This window comes from Cognataquiflexum aquatile, from assembly GCF_003316845.1.
GTDB classification, from domain to species: Bacteria; Bacteroidota; Bacteroidia; order Cytophagales; family Cyclobacteriaceae; genus Cognataquiflexum; species Cognataquiflexum aquatile.
Genome location: NZ_QMIK01000009.1, coordinates 1 through 21,212, shown reverse-complemented (window position 1 = coordinate 21,212; position 21,212 = coordinate 1). Strand labels below are relative to the sequence as shown.

Genomic DNA, 21,212 nt, shown 5'->3' with positions numbered 1-21,212 from the left:
TCTCCCTGATATTGTAGAAAATCCAACCAAACATCAGTTTTTTTGCCAAATAAAAAGTTTTTTCAAACTTCTTCCTCATTTTAGAATTGTCCCCAAGCTTTGTTTATCTTTGTCCACTTCAAAAAATACCATTCATTATCATGCTTAGAACACATACTTGCGGAGAATTAAGGATACAAGATGTACATCAAAAAGTAAGCCTTTCGGGTTGGGTGCAGCGGGTCAGGAATAAAGGAGGCTTGATATGGGTAGACTTAAGAGACCGATATGGGGTAACCCAACTGATTTTTGAAGAGGGATCTTCTGACAAATCGCTTTTGGAAAAAGCCGCTTCCTTGGGAAGGGAATTTGTGGTATTGGCAAAAGGAACTGTTCTGGAAAGAACTTCCAAAAATGACAAAATGAGTACCGGGGATATTGAAATCAAGGTGGAATCCCTCGAGATTTTGAACCCATCCAAAGTTCCACCCTTTATCATCGAGGATGAAACAGACGGAGGCGATGAATTGAGAATGAAATACCGATACCTTGACTTACGCAGAAATGTAGTGAGGGAAAAACTCCAACTCCGCCACCGCATGATGCAGGAGACGAGGAAATATATGGATGCTCAGGATTTTATTGAAGTGGAAACTCCTGTTTTGATCAAATCCACTCCCGAAGGTGCAAGGGATTTTGTTGTTCCAAGCCGAGTCAATCCGGGAGAATTTTATGCTTTGCCACAATCTCCTCAGACTTTCAAGCAGCTCTTGATGGTCAGTGGTTTTGACAGGTATTTTCAGATTGTCAAATGTTTCAGAGACGAGGATTTGCGGGCAGACAGACAGCCTGAGTTTACACAGATTGACTGCGAAATGTCTTTTGTAAGTCAGGAAGATATCCTGAATACTTTTGAAGGCTTGACAAAACATCTTTTCGCAAATGTGAAAGGTGTAAAACTGGAAGAAGTCAAAAGAATGACCTACGCGGAAGCAATGAGTGGTTATGGCAATGACAAACCGGATTTGAGGTTTGATATGAAATTTGTAGAACTCAATGACGTTGCTCAGGGAAAAGGTTTTTCCATTTTTGATCAGGCAGAGCTTGTGGTCGGAATCTGTGCCAAAGGCGCAGGCGAATACACCAGAAAGCAACTTGATGAATTAACCAATTGGGTCAAAAGACCACAGATCGGAGCCAAAGGATTGGTTTATGCCAAATGCAACGAAGACGGAACTTTCAAGTCAACTGTAGATAAATTCTATTCCAATGAGAATCTGAAAGCTTGGGCCGAAAAGATGGGTGCTGAGGCAGGAGACTTGATTTTGGTTTTAAGTGGCGATGCAAAATCCACAAGAAAACAGATGTCAGAACTCAGGTTGAAAATGGGTGAAGAACTCGGATTGAGAGATAGAAATGTGTTCAAGCCACTTTGGGTGGTTGACTTTCCATTGCTCGAATGGGATGAGGAGACAAATAGATTCCATGCCATGCACCATCCATTTACTTCTCCAAAAAAAGAAGATATTCCGCTTTTGGAAACTGATCCTGGTTCTGTGCGGGCAAATGCCTATGACCTTGTCATCAATGGTGTCGAAATCGGAGGCGGATCAATCCGAATCCATGACAGGTCGACACAGCAACTGATGTTCAAGCATCTTGGTTTTTCGGATGCAGAAGCGCAGAAACAATTTGGATTTTTGATGGAAGCATTTGAGTTTGGAGCACCTCCGCACGGGGGGATTGCCTTTGGATTTGACAGGCTTTGCGCCATTTTTGGTGGATCTGATTCCATCCGGGATTATATCGCTTTCCCGAAAAACAACTCCGGAAGGGATGTCATGATCGACACGCCAAGCACCATATCTGATGAACAGCTGACAGAACTCTCGATCAAAGTCGCTTTGGCCGAGAAAAAATAAAACTCGAAAAATCCCGGTTGAAAGATCGGGATTTTTCTTTTAGTGTAATTTGTGGAGTAGGGTTATATACGATTACAAGCACCTAAGATTTTGTAGTAGTATCCCTTCTTTTTTCTGAAGTCCAATATTTCTACCTTTGTGAAAATGCAAAACCCAATAAAGCATGAACTTCACCATATCATTTCAGGAAAGGGCCAAGTTAGGTTTGGAACAACTATCCAAACAGTCTCCAGTTACCTTGGAGATGGCACGCCTTCAGGCCCAAAAACTGAAATCCCAAAGCACGTCCGGGAACAAGAAACAGAAAAACTAGAAAGGTTTATTTTTGAAAAAGACCTTTGGATTCCAGAGATTGATTTTTCCCGTTTTGTTAGTCAGGGTGCTGAACAGAGGGTATTTTTACAAGATTCTGAATATGTCCTAAAGTTAAATGACGGAATTTATTTCAGTTCTTGGAAAGAATACTTTACCAACTTACTTCTCCATAATTTTTTCTTTCCGGATACTGCTTATGAATTAATCGGATTTATCAAGGAAAGCCAAAGACTTTACGCAGTTGTCAGACAGTCATATGTTTCAATCACTGAAAATACTGATTTAGAAAAGGTAAAAATTTTTATGGAATCTAATGATTTTGTTTGTACCCGTAATAACGATTACTTTAATCCCAAATTGGGAATCATTTTGGAGGATTTGCATGATGAAAATGTGTTAACCAGAAATGGTATCCTATATTTTATCGATACAGTCTTTTATTTGGATGAAGGGTTTTGGTTTGAAAAATAAATTGGGTATCGGCAAAAACGGGTTGCTGTATGAAGGAATTAATTTTGACTTCTCCTGCTTTAAAAATCCCATTCTAAAGGAACCAAATCCCCATTTAACATTAATTTTTTCCACTCACAATTTAACCCATCAACAGCTTAAACTTTTTGACTTACTCCCATGTCTAAGCTTAGATTTTAAAACTATTCCCCATGAAGATTTCTACTTTCAAAATATTTTTCATTTGCTTATTTTTTGCTTATTCCTTTGATTCCCAAGCCCAAAGACCGGAAGGAAGAACTCAGGACCTCATCCTGAAGGGCCGAGTTATCGAAGGTGCTACAAAAGAACCGATGATCGGTGCCAATGTGGTGATCAAGACAATAACAGATTCTGTTTTAGTCAATACAGTCACCGGGGTAGACGGAACTTTTGAAATCAGCCGTCCAAGAATCCCTTCAGTGCTGATCGAGGTAACATTTTTAGGATTCGTCAAAATCAGCAAAACCCACAACAGAGGTGACGGTTTGGATTTGGGTACTTTGGTCTTACTAGAGGACAGCAAACTTCTCAAAGAGGTATTGATCGAAGGACAGGTAGTCGTAGGTGAGGCCAAAGGCGACACAACTTCTTTCAATGCCAATGCATTCAAAACAAGGGAAAACGGTGATGCAGAAGAACTAGTCAGAAAACTTCCCGGAGTCACCATCCAAAACGGTGAAATCCAAGCCAAAGGCGAGCAGGTACAAAAAGTCTTGGTGGATGGTCGTGAATTTTTTGGGAGTGATCCATTCCTGGCTTTGCGAAATCTACCTGCAGATGTCATTGACCGAGTGGAGATATTGGACCAAAGGTCAGACCAGTCGAGGCTTACAGGATTTGATGACGGCAATTATTCACGGACCATCAATATCGTGACCAGACCAGACAAAAACACAGGGCAATTTGGGAGGTTGTACGCGGGTGCCGGCACACAGGACAGGTATGCTGCGGGAGGCAATTTCAATTACTTCAAAGGAAATAAAAGGATCTCTATTATTGGATTGTTCAATAACATCAACCAACAAAACTTCTCTTCCCAAGACCTTGTGGGCGTCAGCAGTGCGAGTCAGGGTGGAGGTAACCGTGGAGGTGGTGGCGGAGGCGGCGGAGGTCGTCCCGGGGGTCAAGGTTGGGGTGGCGGAAACAACAACTTCCTCGTAGGCCAGGATCAGGGAATCATCACCACAAACAGTGTGGGTTTGAATTACAGTGATAAATTCGGCAAAAAAATCAATTTTACAGGAAGCTATTTCTTCAATTCCACCAAAAACAATTTATTCAAACTTACCAATAGGGAAACAATTTTGTCTGAGACAACGAGTCAATTTTACGAGGAAAGCTTGCTCAATACCATCACAAACAATAACCACCGAGTCAATGGCAGGATAGAATATGATATCAATCCCAAAAATGCCATCATCATTACTCCCTCCCTTAATTTCCAGAGCAATACCACATACAACGACCGTGATGGGCTCAACCTTTCAGAAACTTTTGATCCTTTGAGTAGCTCCAGAACAAAATCTGATGCCACTACTGACGGTTATAATCTTGCCAACAATTTTGTCTACAGGTACAAGTTTGACAAGAAAGGCAGGACAATTTCCACCACTGTCTATACTGCTTGGACCAAAAGAGACCAGCTTTCAGACCTCATTGCTGCCAATAGGGATTTTATCAGAGATATCCGCGATACCATCAACCAGGAAACTTTTGGGCTTTCCGATGGCTTCAATTACCGTGCAACCCTCCAATTCACGGAACCGGTCACAGAAAAATCGCTATTGACCATGTCTTACCAAGTGGGCAACAACAAAACCACTTCTGACCAAAAGACCTTCAGCTTGATACCGGAATCAGGCATTATGGTTTTGGATACCGCCTTGAGTAACCAGTTCAACAACAAATTCATTGTCCAAAGACCAAGTATCGGATACAGCTATAACCTCAAGTCATGGAATATCAATGCCAATTTGGATTACCAATATGCTGTGCAGGACAATGAAAGCTTCTTTCCGAGGGAAGAACTTTTCAACCGCTCCTTCAGCAATTTTCTTCCGGGCTTGAACGCCAATTATAGAAACCAGGAAAAAGGAACTTCCTTCAGGTTGAGGTATAGGACCAACACCCAAGAACCAAATGTGAACCAGCTCCAAAATGTCATCAACAACCAAAACCCCTTGCAGCTTTCTGTCGGTAATCCTAACCTTGGTCAGTCCTTCAGCCATAATGCCTTTATCAATTATTCCAAAATCAACATAGCCAAATCAAAAACCTTCTTCACTTTCCTTTCTTTGAACCTCACAGAAGACTTTATCGGTACGAATACTTTTGTGGCGCAGACTGACACTTTGATCAACAACCAAGTCCTCTTAAAACCAGGCGGGCAGATCAGCCGTCCGGAGAATTTTTCAGGTAACTTCAGGTCCCGATTATTTGTCACCTACGGCACCCCTATTAAGAGCTGGAAGTCACAGTTCAATCTGAATTCATCTGTTTCTTACAACAGAACCCCCGGGATGATCAATGGACAAAAAAACGCGAATGACAACATTGATTTGAGCCAAGGTTTGACCCTGACGAGCAATATCAGCAAAGACTTAGATTTCTCTGTCTCTACGACGGGGATTTATACCATCGTCAACAGTAGCTTGCAATCCACCTTGGACCAGAATTACTACATCCAATCTTCCAATTTCAGGTTCTACTATTCTCCCAACAATGGGAAATTATTCATCTCCAATGTCGTGAACAATTCCCTCTACAGGGGACTTTCCCCGGCTTTGGATCAGTCAGTTTGGCTGTGGAATATTGAAGCGGGATACAGGTTTATGAAAGACAACAAAGCAGAATTGAAATTGACTGTATTTGATTTACTCAACCAGAACAATGCCATTGGCAGGACGGTTTCGGATGTGGCTATTGAGGATACGTACACTAGGGTCTTGACTAGATATGGCTTGATTACATTTTCTTACAATATCGGGAACTTCAAACCTCAGGCCGCCAATCCTAACCAAGGTATGCCGGGAATGCCGGGTGGCGGAAGGACTTGGTAAAAAAGAATAAGAGACCTTAATAGAGCCTCTTTTTCTTTTTTATATTTTATGTTAACACAGTTAATTCCCAATGCTTTTCAACTTTTTGAAAAGCATATTTTTTTGTTGGAAAGTAGACAAATAATGAGAGTATGATCAATCAGGATTTTGACTTCCAAAAAAAGTGCATTTCCCATCATTTGTTTTAGATTTGTGACTCTGAAAAATTGAACAAAACATGCATCAGGAAAAAATAGAAGCCATCAAATCCGCCATCTCTGCAGCCGAAGCCGGTAACGAGGAGGAGTTGGAGGCTTACAGGATGAAATTCATCAGCAAGAAAAGTGTGGTTGGGGAGCTTTTTGCCGAAATGAGAAATATTCCAAATGAACAAAAAAAGGAATATGGGCAATTGGTCAATGAAGTCAAGCAAATGGCTGATGAGAAATTTCAGGAGCTGATCGATCAGGTTAACCAAGTCAAGAAACAAACCAAGTCCTTTGATCAGGACCTGACTTTACCTGCCACCAATATTGCTGCAGGCGGGATCCATCCTTTGACAGCCACCAGACAGCGGATCATCGAGATATTCGAAAGAATCGGGTTTAACCTTTCTGAAGGACCTGAGATAGAAGACGATTGGCATAATTTTACGGCGTTGAATTTTCCCGAAAACCATCCGGCCAGGGAAATGCAGGATACATTTTTCTTGGAAAAAAATCCTGACGTGGCCTTAAGAACACACACTTCTTCCGTTCAGGTTCGTGTCATGGAAAACCAAAAACCACCTATCAGGACGCTTTCACCGGGAAGGGTTTACAGGAACGAGGCAATTTCTGCACGCGCTCACTGTATTTTTCATCAGGTGGAAGGATTATATGTGGATGAAAATGTGGGTTTCGCTGACTTGAAAAACACACTTTACCATTTTGCCAAAGAGATGTTTGGCAAGGAAACCAAAGTACGGTTCAGACCATCTTTCTTTCCTTTTACCGAACCAAGCGCGGAGATTGATATCAGTTGCCTGATTTGCGGTGGCAAAGGATGCAATGTCTGCAAAGGGTCAGGATGGGTTGAAATCGGCGGTTCGGGAATGGTGGATCCCAATGTTCTTGAAAATTGTGGCATTGATTCCAAAAAATATACTGGCTTTGCCTTCGGAATGGGAATAGAGCGCATCGCGATGCTCAAATACCAGATCAAAGACCTACGGTTATTTACTGAAAATGATGTGAGATTTCTCCGGCAATTCCGGCCAATGCTTTAGAAAAAGCGCTTTCCGACAAAACGGGGAGCGCTTTTTAATTGGATAATATTCTGAAAGATTCAAGGTAAGTTGCTGCTTCACGGACAAGCTGAAGGTTTTTGCCTGCCCCATTGCCCAAAACGACAAGGTCTGCACCGGATTCGAAAGCTGTCCGGATTTTTTCTACAGAATTGAGCCCCCCACCGACCATCAGAGGGGATTTGATTTTTTTCTTCACAGCCTTGATGAGTTCAGAAGATACCGGATGGGGCGCCCCACTTCCTGCATCAAGATAAAAATATTGCAATCCTAAAAAATGCCCCGCCAATGCCGTCGCCACCGCCAATTCGGGATGGTGGTTTGGAAGCGGAATCGTCTGGCTGATATAATGCACACTTGTGGTTTGCCCGCCATCCACCAGCATATAGCCTGTAGGAAGCACTTCGACTTGGCTTTTGTCCAAAATCGGGGCCACACTTACATGCTGTCCGATCAGCAAATCCGGGTTTCGACCAGAAATCAGAGAAAGAAAAAGAATAGCATCTGCCAAAGGTGAAAACTGAAGGGAGTTTCCAGGGAAAATCACTACAGGAATTTGCTCGGTAATACTTTTGATAAATCTGATGATTTCGCCAACTGTATTTTGTTGGATCAGACTGCCTCCCAAAAAGAAAAAATCTATTTTAAGCTCAACCGCTTCTCTGACTTGTTCTTCAAAAAGCAATGGCGAATGGATATCGTCTGGATCAATAAGCCAGGCAAGCCCTTTGCGGCCTGAATCTGTCAATTCCCTGAGCTTCAGGCTTACTTTATTTTGCATCCTCCCCAGATTTGATTTTCGGTTCGTTAAGCCTATTCATCAATTGGTCTCTCCCATAACTGACCGCAATCGGAATGAGAGCAGCACCTATCCTTTCCATAAAACCTGGCTGGGTTTTTTGGGTAAGCTTGGTTTTGATTTCTTCATCCAGAAGCCCTTCCCTTTCCAAGGTTTCGAGTACCTTTTTTGTCTTTTTGTTCTTTTTGCTACTTAAGACCCTATAGGCCGCGTAAGCCACCACAGCACCCGCCAAGACAGCCCCGCCGATTTTGATATAGTCTTCAGATTCTTTTTTTGCAATGTCCAATTGCATTTTGAGGGTCTGTTCAAGTTCCTCAGCTTTTCGGCTCAAGTCATTCTTCATTGTCTATCCTCTTTTTTGCTCTGAAAACAAAGGCCTTGATCACCTCCTGAAAGCCCCTGACGAGTGTCCTTGAGTCTTTGAGGAAGTAGAGTAAAACCAATACAAGTACATAAATCAAGGCCACATACATAAAGCCTTTGAAAGGGGAACGCATCAGGTCGCTCAAGTAAAAAGCAAAAGAAAAACTTGCAAAAAACAGCACCAATACCGAAACAGTACCCATGACTATCAGCAAAAATAACCGGGCCAGGAAAGTAGAAATCTGCTCGTTGATTTCATCTTTGACAAGTTGCACCCTCACATCAATGAGTTGCTTGATCGTTTGTATGATTTCAGAAACATTCAGCATAATTGGTATTTTTGGAAGCTCAAATAGATTTTTTAATTATTTACAATATACGTTAAAAAGTACATTTCAGAAACTTTCAGCTGATTCTGATGCCTCACTTCCTTCATAATATTTGAATCTCAAAACCGCCTCCAATGCCTTTTGGATAGCTTGGTTGATCGGCATTTGATCGGAAGTCAACTGAAAGTCAATGTTGTACAGGCGCGAATAGGCGTCGCTGCTCAAAGGAACAGACATCTCTTCATTTATAGCAAGGGAGGCAGCTTCGTATTGTTCTTTTTTGGCTTCTTTAATTTTCTTACAGGTAATGATCTCTTTTTTGTCTTCCTTATTTTTACGTGCGGAGGAACCAAAAAGCCTGCATATCATTCCTCTGTTTTGATAATCAGAACAAAATCCCATGGCAGCATCCGTAGAGGTTGCCTTATAAATGATACAATAATCCTGCCCATTCTTGGACTCCAAGAGTTCCAAGGCCTTCTCAGCTTTTCCTTTTTCAAATAAATCGAAGGCCAAGGGCAAAAACTCCAAAACGGAAGCGCTTACTTTTGGATTGGAGCAGCAAAACCCGCAACCCGAAATACAGCCTATCTGACTGGCATCGATAAAATCCTTGATTTGGGCATCCAATTCTTCAAATACCTTTCTCACTTCCTGTGACTTCTGTTGAAGATTCATGTTCCCGATTTTTAAAGCCTGCGAAAGTAAAAAGAGTTATGTATCAAAACAATAGCATTCAACGAATCATTCCTGAGTTTTGGGTTTAATGCAATTATTGGAGCTTGTTTTCTATTCCAATCCATTAAATCTTATATTTAATCGCCTAATTTGGTAACCGGGCGGAACAACTTTAATGAAAAGTAATGAGCAGCAGATTTGACAATTTTGAGGAAAAGAGAGAAGAAAAAATCCGAAAAGCCTTTAAAGAGCGTGATTGGAACGAAATAAAAAGCGCGGATTCATGGGCTATTTTTAAGGTAATCGCTGAGTTTGTCGAAGGCTTTGAAAAACTGTCCAAAATAGGTCCCTGCGTATCAGTATTCGGGTCGGCGAGAACTCCGTCAGATAATCCATACTATATCATGGCAGAAGAAATATCCGCTAAACTCGTACGCCATGGCTATGGTGTGATCACGGGTGGCGGACCCGGAATCATGGAAGCGGCCAACAAAGGTGCGAGTTCTGAAAACGGAAAGTCTGTCGGGCTATGCATCAAACTTCCTTTTGAGGCCAAAGGAAACATCTACATAGATCCTGATAAAATGATCATGTTTGATTATTTCTTTGTCAGAAAAGTCATGTTTACAAAATATTCACAGGGATTTGTCGTACTACCTGGAGGGTTTGGAACATTGGATGAGCTTTTCGAGGCATTCACCCTGATCCAAACCATCAAAATAGGGAGGTTTCCCATCGTCCTGGTAGGGAGGGCATTTTGGGAAGGTCTTATAGATTGGATCAAAAATACCCTGCTTGAAAAATACAAGTACATCAGTGAAGAAGACCTCAACTTATTTTATCTGGTCGATGATGCTTCAGAAGCCGTGAAAGTCATCGATGATTTTTACAGCAAATATTTACTCACCCCGAATTATTGATTTTGAGACGCTACCATCTTTTTATTATCTACACGCTGATTGGAGGACTTCTGGCCTGGAATCTTTTTCTGCAGTTTGGAAAAAAACCAGAAAATCCAAATACCGAGGAAGTACTTGTCCGGTCGGCTGAAGGAGAGCAGTTTAGGATCAGCATTCCCGAGGCAAAAGCCAGGATCTTTGAAATTCCCAAAAAACTGACTTTCGCTGATGAACCTGTTCCAATGGAACAAGCAGACGTTTTGGAACGGTTTGAAAGGGAGATTTACGTCAATGTTTATTGGCAGTCCAATATGATCCTCCTGATGAAAAGAGCCGATAAATACCTGCCGACTATTGAAAAAATCCTGCAGGAACAAGGGGTCCCCGATGATTTCAAATACCTTGCCATGACCGAATCGGGGTTGATGAATGTGGCTTCCCAAGCCGGCGCGAGGGGGTTTTGGCAGATCATGCCCGGAACTGCCAAAGATTACAAACTGGAAGTGAGTGATGATGTGGATGAAAGATACCACCTCGAAAAATCAACTTTGGTAGCCTGCAAATACCTGAAGTCTGCCTACAGCAAATTTGGAAACTGGACTTCTGTCGCTGCAAGCTACAATATCGGAATCACCGGAATCAGAAAAAGAAAGGAAGAACAAAACCAAAGCAATTATTACAACCTCTACCTCGTGGAAGAGACAAGCAGGTATCTTTTCAGGATCTTGGCCTTCAAAGAAATCTTTGAAAATCCGGGGAAATATGGATTTGAACTGACGGAAAAAGACAAGTATAAGCTACCGCTTTTGCGGGAATTGAAAGTAACCCAATCTATAAATAGCTTGGCCAATTGGGCTATCCAACATAACAGCACTTATAAAGATTTGAAAATCCATAACCCCTGGCTCCGGTCGCAAAAACTCAAAATCGAAAAAAACCAGGATTATATCATTAAGTTACCGATCAATTGATTTTTTGAAGTAACAAGCGTATTGATTGCTATTTTTTCAATAACTTAACTCAGATTATTTACCGGATATGAAAAAACTTTTGATTGCTTTTTTGGCCCTGATCGTCATTGGTTTTTTTGCTTTTAAAAGCATTCCTACGGTAGTTAATAAATACCTCAACAGCAATGCCGACCGGCTGATCTCCAATATGATTACCCGAACGAGCAGCTTTGGAGAACATGAAGTTACTTTTGGGGAGATCCTGGTCAATTACGACTATTCGGGCACTTATCTCAAAATAAAAAATATCCGCGTCACTCCATCCGAAAGCCTGGGAAAAGACATGATTGCGGTCAACCTTACAGTGGACCATGTGGACTTGACAGGTTTCAAGTGGTTCCCCTTTTTATTCCGAAATACGATTACCGTAGATTCGGCATTATTGGACAATATCAAAATCATTTCCTCTACTCCTCCTTGGGATTCACTTTTTGCCGAACCTAGAAAACCAAAGAAAAAAACCGGAAAAGACTATGACTTGATTAAAGTCAAAAACTTCAAGTTGAATGATTTTTCGGTGGAAATAAAAAACAATGTGTATGACTCCGTGAGGATTTCACTTGTAAACATGGATGTCAATGCCAAGGAATTCAGGTTGACAAAAGAGGACATTGAGAACCCCAAGTCACTTTTTGAAGTGGAAATGATCCATGGCAGCATAGAAAAAGCGCAATTCCATTTTGACAAGTTCCGCCAGTCCACACTGGTCGAGGACATTGTTTTTGACACCAAAACAAAAAAAATGACCTTTGGCTATATAGGCCTCCACAATAAAATGGACCGATATGCCTACACAGCACTTTTTCCTGACCGTCAAAGTTGGATTGACATCAGCAAGACAAAAATGGAACTGGCCGGAGTCAATTTTGGAAATTACTTCAAAAACGGCATTGTGGAAATTGATACACTTACTGCCAACGGTCTACATTTGGAGCTTTTTGTGGACAAAAGGAAAAAAGAGGACCTCAAAAAAAGGCCTCAAATGATTCATCAAACCATGGAAAACCTCAAGCAGATCATCCATATTGAGCATCTATTCATCAATGATTCTTACATAAAAATCGAAGAAAGACCGGACAATGCTGCGCCCCGATCCGCCTTTTTGTATTTTTCGGATATCGATGCCCACATTACAAACGTCTCCAATTTTATAGAACGGAGAGGAAAAAACAGGATGCTTGAAATGGATCTTTCTGCCAAGCTGATGGGTGAAGGTCCCCTCACGGCAAATGTCAAGTTCGACCTGGAAAAACCTGATGGCAGATTTACTTTGAAGGGAACACTCGGAAAAATCAAACTCAGTTCTCTCAATACCATGATAGAACCTGAGGCAAAAGTAGGCCTGAAATCAGGAACCATCAACAGGCTGGATTTTAATATCCTTGCCAATGACTATGATGGTTCGGGAGAGCTCATCATCAGGTATGAAAATCTTGAAGTGGAGCTGCTGAACAAGAATTATGAGGCCGATGAAAAGGTGCTTAGAAAGATCGGAGCTTATTTAGCCAATAGAATTGTCATCAAATCCAACAATCCCAACAAAAAAGGAGAAGTCCAAAAAGGGAACGTGTACTTCATCAGGGAAACCCACAAATCCATGTTTGCTTACTGGTGGAAGTTGATTTTCTCTGGCATAAAATCCACCATAACAGGCGAAAGCATGGAAGAAATGAAGAAGAAAGCCTTGGAGCAAAAATCTTCACAGAGCACTTCCGCTGCGACTGCAAATAATTCAACACAAAAAAAGAAGGATCCTAAAGCCTCAAAAAAACTTGAAAGACAAGAAAAAAAGCAGGAAAGAAAAAACAACAGGGAAGAGAAAAAAGCAGCGAAAAAAGACAGCACCCTGACAAACTGATCCAAAAAAATTGGCCCATTCCGTACTTCCAAAACAAAATCCTGATACCAATATTTTTTAATAAACCTTAATCCTTTATTAAGGTTTTTATGATGGGATTCAACTGGGAATCCCCCCCATTAATTCGTACTTTTGCGAGCTGGAATAAAATGCAAAATCCCTCCATGTCAGAACTGTCAGTAGAGAAAAAAGAAGAATTTATCGAAATTTTTGGAGCACGGGAACACAACCTGAAAAACATCGACATCAATATTCCGAGGAATAAATTGGTAGTGATCACGGGATTGAGTGGGAGTGGCAAAAGTTCACTTGCCTTTGATACCATCTATGCGGAGGGGCAAAGGCGGTATATGGAAAGCTTCTCAGCTTATGCCCGTTCTTTCCTGGGTGGCATGGAGAGACCTGATGTGGATAAAATCAACGGCCTGTCCCCGGTCATTTCAATCGAACAAAAGACAACTTCCAAAAACCCAAGGTCAACAGTAGGCACTGTCACTGAGATTTATGATTTTATGAGACTGCTTTATGCCAGGGCAGGAGAAGCATATTCCTACCTGACTGGACAGAAAATGATTCGTCAGACCGAAGACCAGATCATCGAGCAGTTGTTTGACAAATTCAAAAACCAAAAACTGTACATCCTCGCCCCTATTGTAAAAGGTCGAAAAGGACATTACCGAGAACTTTTTGAACAGATCCGAAAAATGGGTTTTTCCAAAGTCCGTGTAGACGGAGTGGTCATGGATGTGGTGCCAAAGATGCAGGTAGACCGGTACAAAATCCATGATATCGAAATCGTCATAGACAGGATTGTCGCAGAGGAAGAAGACAGATTCCGCATCAGCCAATCCCTAAAAACCGGACTTCAACATGGCAAAGGCGTCATCATGCTCCGGGATGAAAAAGGAGACATCCACCATTTTTCCAAGTTCTTGATGGATCCCGTCACAGGATTGTCCTACGATGAACCTGCCCCAAACAGCTTTTCCTTCAACAGTCCTTATGGGGCATGCCCTACCTGCAATGGCCTGGGGGTCATCGAAGAAATTACCATTGAGAATATCATTCCTGACCGGAGCCTGAGCATCAGCAGGGGAGGAATCGCCCCCTTGGGGGAATACCGGGATGTCTGGATTTTCAAAAAAGTGGAAGCCATCCTGAAGCATTACAAATGCAGCATTACCACACCGATAGAAAACCTTCCCGAGGAAGTCATAGATACTTTGCTCTATGGGGACAAAATCGAGGTGGCTGTAGAATCGGTCAAATATCCCGGTACGGAATGGAATACCACCTTTGAAGGAATTGTAAACTTCCTTCAAAAGCAACAAGAAGGCGGGACCGAGAAAATATTGGATTGGGTAAACGAATTTACTACTTCCAAAACCTGCCCTGACTGTAACGGGTACAGGCTAAAGAAAGAAGCCCTTCATTTCAAGATTGATGAAAAGCACATCGGCGAGCTTTCCATGATGGATATCACCGCTTTGGGGAGTTGGTTTGATGGATTGGAAAGCAGGATGTCGGAAAGGCAACAGATAATCGGCAAGGAGGTTTTGAAAGAAATCAGGAAGAGAATCGGATTCCTTTTGGATATTGGCCTGGATTACCTTTCATTAAACAGGCCTTTGAAAACCCTTTCAGGGGGAGAGGCACAGCGTATCCGCCTTGCCACACAGATCGGCACCCAATTGGTAGGGGTTTTGTATATTTTGGATGAACCGAGCATCGGGCTTCACCAAAGAGACAATGTCAAATTGATCAAGGCACTTCAGGACCTCCGTGATTTGGGCAACTCTGTCCTCGTCGTGGAGCATGACAAAGACATGATGCTGCTTTCAGACTATGTGGTGGACATCGGGCCAGGTGCAGGGAGGCATGGCGGTCAAATCGTAGCAGCAGGTACACCGGATGAGTTTTTGAAAATAAGAAGCGTTACGGGTAAATACCTCACCGGTGAGCTATCCATCAAAGTGCCTTCTGAAAGAAGAAAGGGTAGCGGCAACTTTCTGGAACTGAAAGGTGCCAAAGGCAATAACCTTAAAAATGTAACGCTCAAAATTCCTTTGGGAACCATGGCCTGTATCACGGGAGTTTCGGGTAGCGGAAAAAGTTCTTTGATCCATGAGACCTTGTTCCCGATATTGAACCAACATTTTTACAATTCAAAAAAGGAACCCTTGGCATACGATTCAGTCGATGGACTGAAGCACCTTGACAAAGTCATAGAAGTAGACCAATCTCCGATAGGCAGGACGCCGAGATCCAATCCTGCCACTTATACAGGAGTTTTTTCTGATATCAGAACCTTATTTACAGAACTGCCCGAGTCCAAAATCAGGGGATACAAGCCCGGAAGGTTCAGCTTCAATGTCAAAGGAGGAAGATGCGAAGATTGCGAAGGTGCAGGCATGAAGCTGATTGAAATGGACTTCCTGCCTGACGTCCATATCCCCTGTGAAACATGTAAAGGCAAGCGTTATAACAGGGAAACTCTGGAAGTAAGATTCAAAGGAAAATCCATCTCGGACGTTCTCGACATGACCGTGGAGCTGGCCGTGGAATTTTTTGAAAACCAGCCAAAAATCCTGAGACGAATCCAGACACTCAATGACGTCGGACTTGGATACATTACCTTGGGTCAACATGCGACCACACTTTCCGGAGGAGAAGCCCAGCGGGTCAAGTTGGCTACAGAGCTATCCAAAAAAGATACCGGGAAGACATTCTACATCTTGGATGAGCCTACGACGGGACTTCATTTTCAAGACATCGAACATTTATTGGAGGTATTGAACAGGCTCGTGGAAAAAGGGAATACCGTTCTCATCATTGAGCATAACATGGATGTCATCAAAATGGCAGACTACGTGGTAGACATCGGTTTGGAAGGGGGTGAAAAAGGAGGGAACATCATCGCTGAAGGAACTCCCGAAAAAATCGCACAGAATAATAAGAGCTTCACAGCAAAATTTCTGAGGGAAGAATTGAACTGATAGAAGCATATGACCTCCAAAGGCCTTGATTTTACCTATCAATAAAAAACAATGAATGCATAAAGCGGTCATGTCTATATTTGATCTAAGGCCATGAATAGGACGAGATTATATTGGTTATTTCAGATTTTGGGTTGGTCAGGATATGCTTTGATCAACCTTTTCTTTGTGTCTTTGGACCGGAGAATCACTCCTGTACAGATAGGTGCATACTCTTCCCTGGCAGCGTTTTACTTTTTGTCAACGCATGCTTTCCGGTACGCGATCAAAAAATACGGTTGGCTCAATTTCGAATTCCCCAAGTTACTTTCCAATACCCTCCTCACATTGGGCTTGTTGAGTATATTGAATACCATTGCGCAGATCATCATTAGCTGGGTATTTGGGACACTCAATCCGGAAACTGAATTCAGGTTGATATTGATTTCGGGAAATATCTTTGTCAGTTTTCTTTTCTATTCGCTTTGGAGCATGGTGTATTTCCTTTTCCATTTTCTGGATAGCTATAACCAATCACTGAAATACCAGGCAAAAATCAACGAAATACAGCTCAACCATCTCAAAAGCCAGCTGAATCCTCATTTTATATTCAATGCCTTGAATAGTGTAAGGGCATTGGTGGACGAAGATCCGGCCAAAGCAAAACTAGCCATTACCCAACTTTCCAATATTCTGAGGTTTTCACTCATGATGGATAAAAAGCGGACCATCGACTTTGAAAATGAAATCAATACTGTAAAGGATTACCTAAACTTGGAGACCATCAGGTTTGAAGAAAGACTTCAGGTCAAATACAATATCGAACCTTCGGCCTTTGATTATAAAATCCCTCCCATGATGTTGCAGACGATCGTCGAAAACGCAATCAAACACGGGATTTCAAACAGGGTCAAAGGTGGCTTGGTCGAGATCAATTGCAAAGAGGGAATAACCGATGACTTGATCATCCAAGTCAAAAACAGCGGCCAACTAAAAAATAACGGAGTAGGCAGAAAAAAAGAAAGAGAAGGCCATGGCATCAACAATACCGTGCAGCGGTTGAAGCTGATTTACGGTGACAGGGCCTCGTTTAAGATATTCAATTCAGAGAGTGATTTTGTAATTACCGAAATAAAAATTCCAAAACAAAACCCTACATTAGGTTAAAAATTCAATAAGATGAGAGCACTTGTAATAGACGACGAAAGACTGGCAAGGAAAGAACTGATCAACTTGCTTTCCCAATATGACCAAGTTGAGATAGTCGGCGAAGCCAATAACGTGGATGATGCCAAAGAAAAAATCGAAACACTTGCCCCGGATGTAGTTTTTCTCGATATCCAGATGCCTGAAAAAACAGGATTTGATTTATTGGAAGAATTAGACAACGTTCCCCATGTGATATTTACCACTGCATACGACGAATATGCGATCAAAGCATTTCAGGTCAATGCCCTGGATTATCTATTGAAACCCATCGAACCAAAACGATTAGGCGAAGCCATCGAGCGCTTATTGAAAAAATTGAATGAAAACCAGGACAAATCAGAAGAAGCAGGTGCTTTTGCAGGGAGAAAACTCACCTTGGATGACCAGGTATTTGTCAAGGACGGGGACCGGTGTTGGTTTGTAAAGTTATCCAATGTGAGGCTTTTTGAATCAGACGGCAATTACATCAAAGTTTATTTTGATAATTTTAAGCCAATGATCCACAAGTCACTCAATGCTTTGGATGAAAGACTGAGTGAAAAATCATTTTTCAGAGCAAGCAGAAAACATATCATCAACCTCAGTTGGGTAGAGGCGATAGAGCCTTGGTTCAACGGCGGATTGGTAGTCACCCTCAAAGGCGGCGACAGGATAGAGGTCAGCAGAAGACAGGCAGCAAGATTCAAGGATATGATGAGCTTATAAAAATGATGAATGGATTATTGGAGAAATTTGAAATAAATATTGATTGTGAAAACTATAATTTGTAAATAGTCACTCATATTATTTTCACCAACATTAAAATCCATTTAATAACAATTATACCGTATTATTTCCCGAAAAAAATATATGAAAGAGGAAAGAATTCTGATCGTCGAAGATGATGTAAACATAGCCGAAAACATTGAAGAGATTTTAGAACTTTTAGGTTACGTCAACATTGACATCGCAAACTCCGCCAACCAAGCCATTAAAGTCGTCAAAAAATACAGACCTGATTTGGTATTTATGGATATCAAACTCAAGGGAGACAAAGACGGTATCGAATTGGGAGAAATCATCAAGCAGATGGTGGACGCCCCTTTGGTTTATGTGACTTCTTACAGTGATCCTACCATCATTGAAAGGGCCAAAAGAATCAATCCTGCAGGCTTTATCGTAAAACCGTTCAACACCAATGACATCCATGCCATTGTAGAAATTGTTCTTTATAATAAAAGGACAAAGCCTGCAGCTGAGGCTGTCACTGTAAGAACCAAGGACGAAAGCCCTTACCTCGTGGCAGATGCTGTATTTATCAAGGCAGACAATGCTTATGAAAGAGTTCCCTATGAGGAAATCTATTATGTGGAAGCCAATGGAAATATGGTTACCATATACACCAAAGCACGGAATTTTACCATCAGAAAATCAATGAAGGATATGGAAGAAAAGCTTCCGCCTCATCTTTTCCTGAGGGTCCAAAAGTCATTTATTGTGCAGCTTGCACAAATTGAAAGCTTCAACACCAAAGACATCAACCTGAAAATGGGTGCTGTGGTACAAGTAGGAAGACAATATTACAACAGCTTCCTTGCTAAACTGAATACAATTACTGAAAGTTAATTTTTCAGGAAAAAGAAAAAAGGTGAGCATGACTCACCTTTTTTTTTTCAAAAAACCAAACAATCAACTAAACTATCTTTCAAGGTAAAATTCGTGGCTTCCTGAAGCTGTCACAAATAGCCCTTTTTCAAAAGATTCTTTAAATTTTTTCTTTATTTCTTCTCTTTCTCCATAAAATTCCGCGACTACCTCACCATATTTATTGATAATGGTGATGGTTGGAAGCTCTTTCAGATCAGAAAGATCCAATTCAAATTCTTGGATAACATTCTCCTGAACTTCTCCCAATCCCAGGTTATATTCCATTGGGATTACCTCGTTGATTTGCTCAACTTTCGCCTCAGCCTTTGCGGCCCACAAGATTGTCAATGCCATCATTAATCCTAAAAAGGCACAAACTGTTTTTTGAGTTAAAATAGTTGGTTTCATTTTCTTTAATTTTTATTGTACTGTGTAAGGTTTGTTTTCTTTTCCTGTGTTCATTGCTACAGGTATTAGCTCTATGCCAAATTCTGATCCCAATTTTATAATATATTGAAAATCAATATTTTGTATATGTTGAAGCAAAATTAAGGTGTACGCGAGCGAACACATGATTTTCTTTTCCGATACAATTGGATAACACAAAAAGAATAAAATTTGGTTGCATAAAAACAGTAAAAAAATAAAAAAACCGATAGAATTCGAAATATTCTATCGGTTTATCAAAAATTCATTATTGATTACAGAAGATCATTTGCCAAATTCGCTAATTCCGATCTTTCTCCCTTTTCTAACTTGATATGGGCATATAATGGATGGTCTTTTACCCGATCTATCAAATAAGATAAACCATTGCTCTGACTATCGAGATAAGGGGTGTCAATCTGGAAGATATCTCCCGTGAAAATGATCTTGGTATTTTCACCCGCCCGGCTGATAATTGTCTTTATTTCATGTGGTGTGAGGTTTTGTGCTTCATCCACGATAAAGAAAATATTGGAAAGTGACCTTCCCCGGATATAAGCCAAAGGTTGGATGACCAATTTCTCCTGATTTACCAATTCTGTGATTTTTTGGAATTCTTTATCGGACTCCTTGAATTGGTTTTGGATAAACTTCAGGTTGTCCCAAAGGGGCTCCATGTAAGGATTCAGCTTGGATTTGATGTCTCCCGGAAGGTAGCCGATATCCTTATTGCTCAAAGGGACAATGGGTCTTGCCAGGAAAATCTGCTTATAATCCCTTCTTTGCTCCAATGCCCCGGCTAGCGCCAAAAGCGTTTTTCCCGTTCCCGCCACACCTTGGATGGAGACAAGTTTGATCCTTGGATTCAGGATGGCATGCAAAGCAAAAGCCTGCTCGGCATTTTTTGGCTTGATGTTATATGCGAGTTTCTTATCTACCCTTTCGAGCATGTTATCATCGGAATTGTAGTAGGCCAACACCGAGTTTTTCTCGCTTTTGAGGATATAGAAAGCATTGGCTTTTCTTTTTTTATTTCCCAAAACATGCTTGGCCTCGACGGAATGATTTTCATACAGCCTGTTGATAATATCCGGTTCTATGCCCTCAAGGTAATATTTTCCGGTATTTTCAAGTTCTGAGAGGTTTTTGATTTTACCGGTTTCGTAATCTTCCGCATGGATGTCAAGGGACTTTGCTTTGAGCCGGAGGTTGATGTCTTTGCTGACAAGGATAACCTTCCTGCCCTTCTCCATTTGTTGGCAATGAAGCGCGGCATTCAGGATTTTGTGGTCGTTTTTTTCTTCACCAAAAATCAGGTTTGCATTGATATTATTATCGGGATTCATCAATACCCGAAAATACCCTTTGGTCTTCCCATTTAGTGGAGTCCAATTGTGGATCATGTTATCTTTGGCTAACCCGTCGAGCAGCCTGATAAATTCACGGGCCTCATAGTTTTTGGTATCATTTCCCTTTTTGAACTGATCGAGCTCCTCCAATACAGTAATCGGGATGACCACATCATGCTCCGCAAAGTTCATGATCGAGTTGTGTGCGTATAGGATCACCGAAGTATCCAACACAAAGATTTTGCGGTCTTTATCGGATTTAGCTCTAGGCATAGGTTAATAATTTACTAGGTTTTTGTTAGTAAAAAGATAGAGAAATAAAAAATAGATTACCATTGTATCAATAGAAAATAAGATTGTTAACAAAAAGGAAAATCTTAGACTGTTGATTTTCAGGGGGAAAAGTTTGTAGAACAGTGCAAAAGATAATATGACTATTCATGCTGTCCTCCCATCCAAAAAACCCTATTGGTTTTTACCCATAATCTGAATAAAAACTCAATTAGAAAGCTTTTTCAAAACCTCCATTAAGGGATGAATATCAATTAATGTGTTTATATGCTTTCTTATTAGTAAGGGATTACTTTCAGAATGGTCTCGTCCGCGATAATTATCGGGATCGACCACCGGAATATATTGATGTTGGGGGGTTGGGGG

General features: G+C 41.3%; 17 protein-coding genes. 11 read left to right on the top strand and 6 right to left on the bottom strand.

Annotated features, from left to right (window positions below):
* Window positions 1–140: 140 nt before the first annotated feature.
* The 4 genes from aspS (at window position 141) to DQW11_RS20555 (ending at window position 7,013) form a co-directional block, all read left to right on the top strand.
* Entirely contained in the window at window positions 141–1,901 is a 1,761-nt protein-coding gene (gene aspS / locus DQW11_RS20570; protein ID WP_113926014.1) for an aspartate--tRNA ligase, read from the top strand.
* Between the two features lie 144 nt (window positions 1,902–2,045).
* Complete coding sequence (locus DQW11_RS20565; protein ID WP_198669939.1) at window positions 2,046–2,687, top strand: putative polyvalent protein kinase domain-containing protein; 642 nt, start codon at window positions 2,046–2,048, stop codon at window positions 2,685–2,687.
* A gap of 191 nt (window positions 2,688–2,878) precedes the next feature.
* Window positions 2,879–5,767, top strand: coding sequence for an outer membrane beta-barrel protein (locus tag DQW11_RS20560; protein WP_113926013.1), 2,889 nt, complete (start codon window positions 2,879–2,881; stop codon window positions 5,765–5,767).
* Between the two features lie 217 nt (window positions 5,768–5,984).
* On the top strand, window positions 5,985–7,013 hold the full coding sequence (locus DQW11_RS20555) for a phenylalanine--tRNA ligase subunit alpha (protein WP_113926012.1): 1,029 nt from the start codon (window positions 5,985–5,987) through the stop codon (window positions 7,011–7,013).
* 34 nt (window positions 7,014–7,047) lie between these two features.
* Here the strand turns inward: DQW11_RS20555 and DQW11_RS20550 are convergent, their stop codons facing one another.
* The 4 genes from DQW11_RS20550 to DQW11_RS20535 form a co-directional block, all read right to left on the bottom strand.
* Window positions 7,048–7,812, bottom strand: a complete 765-nt coding sequence (locus tag DQW11_RS20550; protein ID WP_113926011.1) for a geranylgeranylglyceryl/heptaprenylglyceryl phosphate synthase — start codon at window positions 7,810–7,812, stop codon at window positions 7,048–7,050.
* On the bottom strand, window positions 7,802–8,176 hold the full coding sequence (locus DQW11_RS20545) for a hypothetical protein (RefSeq protein WP_113926010.1): 375 nt from the start codon (window positions 8,174–8,176) through the stop codon (window positions 7,802–7,804). The genes DQW11_RS20550 and DQW11_RS20545 overlap by 11 nt, the downstream gene beginning before the upstream one ends.
* On the bottom strand, window positions 8,166–8,525 hold the full coding sequence (locus DQW11_RS20540; RefSeq protein WP_113926009.1) for a phage holin family protein: 360 nt from the start codon (window positions 8,523–8,525) through the stop codon (window positions 8,166–8,168). Before DQW11_RS20540 ends, DQW11_RS20545 begins: the two co-directional genes overlap by 11 nt.
* 66 nt (window positions 8,526–8,591) lie before the next feature.
* Entirely contained in the window at window positions 8,592–9,203 is a 612-nt protein-coding gene (locus tag DQW11_RS20535) for a YkgJ family cysteine cluster protein (RefSeq protein WP_113926008.1), read from the bottom strand.
* A gap of 185 nt (window positions 9,204–9,388) precedes the next feature.
* Here DQW11_RS20535 and DQW11_RS20530 point away from each other — a divergent pair, with 185 nt between their 5' ends.
* The 7 genes from DQW11_RS20530 (at window position 9,389) to DQW11_RS20500 (ending at window position 18,759) form a co-directional block, all read left to right on the top strand.
* Window positions 9,389–10,123 carry an LOG family protein gene (locus DQW11_RS20530; RefSeq protein ID WP_113926007.1) on the top strand — a complete coding sequence of 245 codons (735 nt, stop codon included), beginning with the start codon at window positions 9,389–9,391 and terminating at the stop codon, window positions 10,121–10,123.
* A gap of 2 nt (window positions 10,124–10,125) precedes the next feature.
* On the top strand, window positions 10,126–11,073 hold the full coding sequence (locus DQW11_RS20525; RefSeq protein ID WP_113926145.1) for a lytic transglycosylase domain-containing protein: 948 nt from the start codon (window positions 10,126–10,128) through the stop codon (window positions 11,071–11,073).
* A gap of 67 nt (window positions 11,074–11,140) precedes the next feature.
* Entirely contained in the window at window positions 11,141–12,970 is a 1,830-nt protein-coding gene (locus DQW11_RS20520; protein ID WP_113926006.1) for a DUF748 domain-containing protein, read from the top strand.
* Window positions 12,971–13,134: 164 nt separating this feature from the next.
* The gene (gene uvrA, locus DQW11_RS20515) at window positions 13,135–15,966 is read left to right on the top strand and encodes an excinuclease ABC subunit UvrA (protein ID WP_113926144.1); all 2,832 of its coding nucleotides are present in this window, start codon (window positions 13,135–13,137) and stop codon (window positions 15,964–15,966) included.
* Window positions 15,967–16,059: 93 nt separating this feature from the next.
* Window positions 16,060–17,112 carry a sensor histidine kinase gene (locus tag DQW11_RS20510; protein ID WP_113926005.1) on the top strand — a complete coding sequence of 351 codons (1,053 nt, stop codon included), beginning with the start codon at window positions 16,060–16,062 and terminating at the stop codon, window positions 17,110–17,112.
* Window positions 17,113–17,124: 12 nt separating this feature from the next.
* Window positions 17,125–17,859 carry a LytR/AlgR family response regulator transcription factor gene (locus DQW11_RS20505; RefSeq protein ID WP_113926004.1) on the top strand — a complete coding sequence of 245 codons (735 nt, stop codon included), beginning with the start codon at window positions 17,125–17,127 and terminating at the stop codon, window positions 17,857–17,859.
* 144 nt (window positions 17,860–18,003) lie between these two features.
* The gene (locus DQW11_RS20500) at window positions 18,004–18,759 is read left to right on the top strand and encodes a LytR/AlgR family response regulator transcription factor (RefSeq protein ID WP_113926003.1); all 756 of its coding nucleotides are present in this window, start codon (window positions 18,004–18,006) and stop codon (window positions 18,757–18,759) included.
* A 72-nt stretch (window positions 18,760–18,831) separates the two neighbouring features.
* On the opposite strand, the gene DQW11_RS20495 is transcribed toward DQW11_RS20500, so the two are convergent.
* Both DQW11_RS20495 and DQW11_RS20490 read right to left on the bottom strand, forming a co-directional pair.
* On the bottom strand, window positions 18,832–19,188 hold the full coding sequence (locus DQW11_RS20495; RefSeq protein WP_113926002.1) for a hypothetical protein: 357 nt from the start codon (window positions 19,186–19,188) through the stop codon (window positions 18,832–18,834).
* A gap of 293 nt (window positions 19,189–19,481) precedes the next feature.
* Entirely contained in the window at window positions 19,482–20,828 is a 1,347-nt protein-coding gene (locus tag DQW11_RS20490) for a PhoH family protein (RefSeq protein ID WP_113926001.1), read from the bottom strand.
* Window positions 20,829–21,212 lie beyond the last annotated feature (384 nt).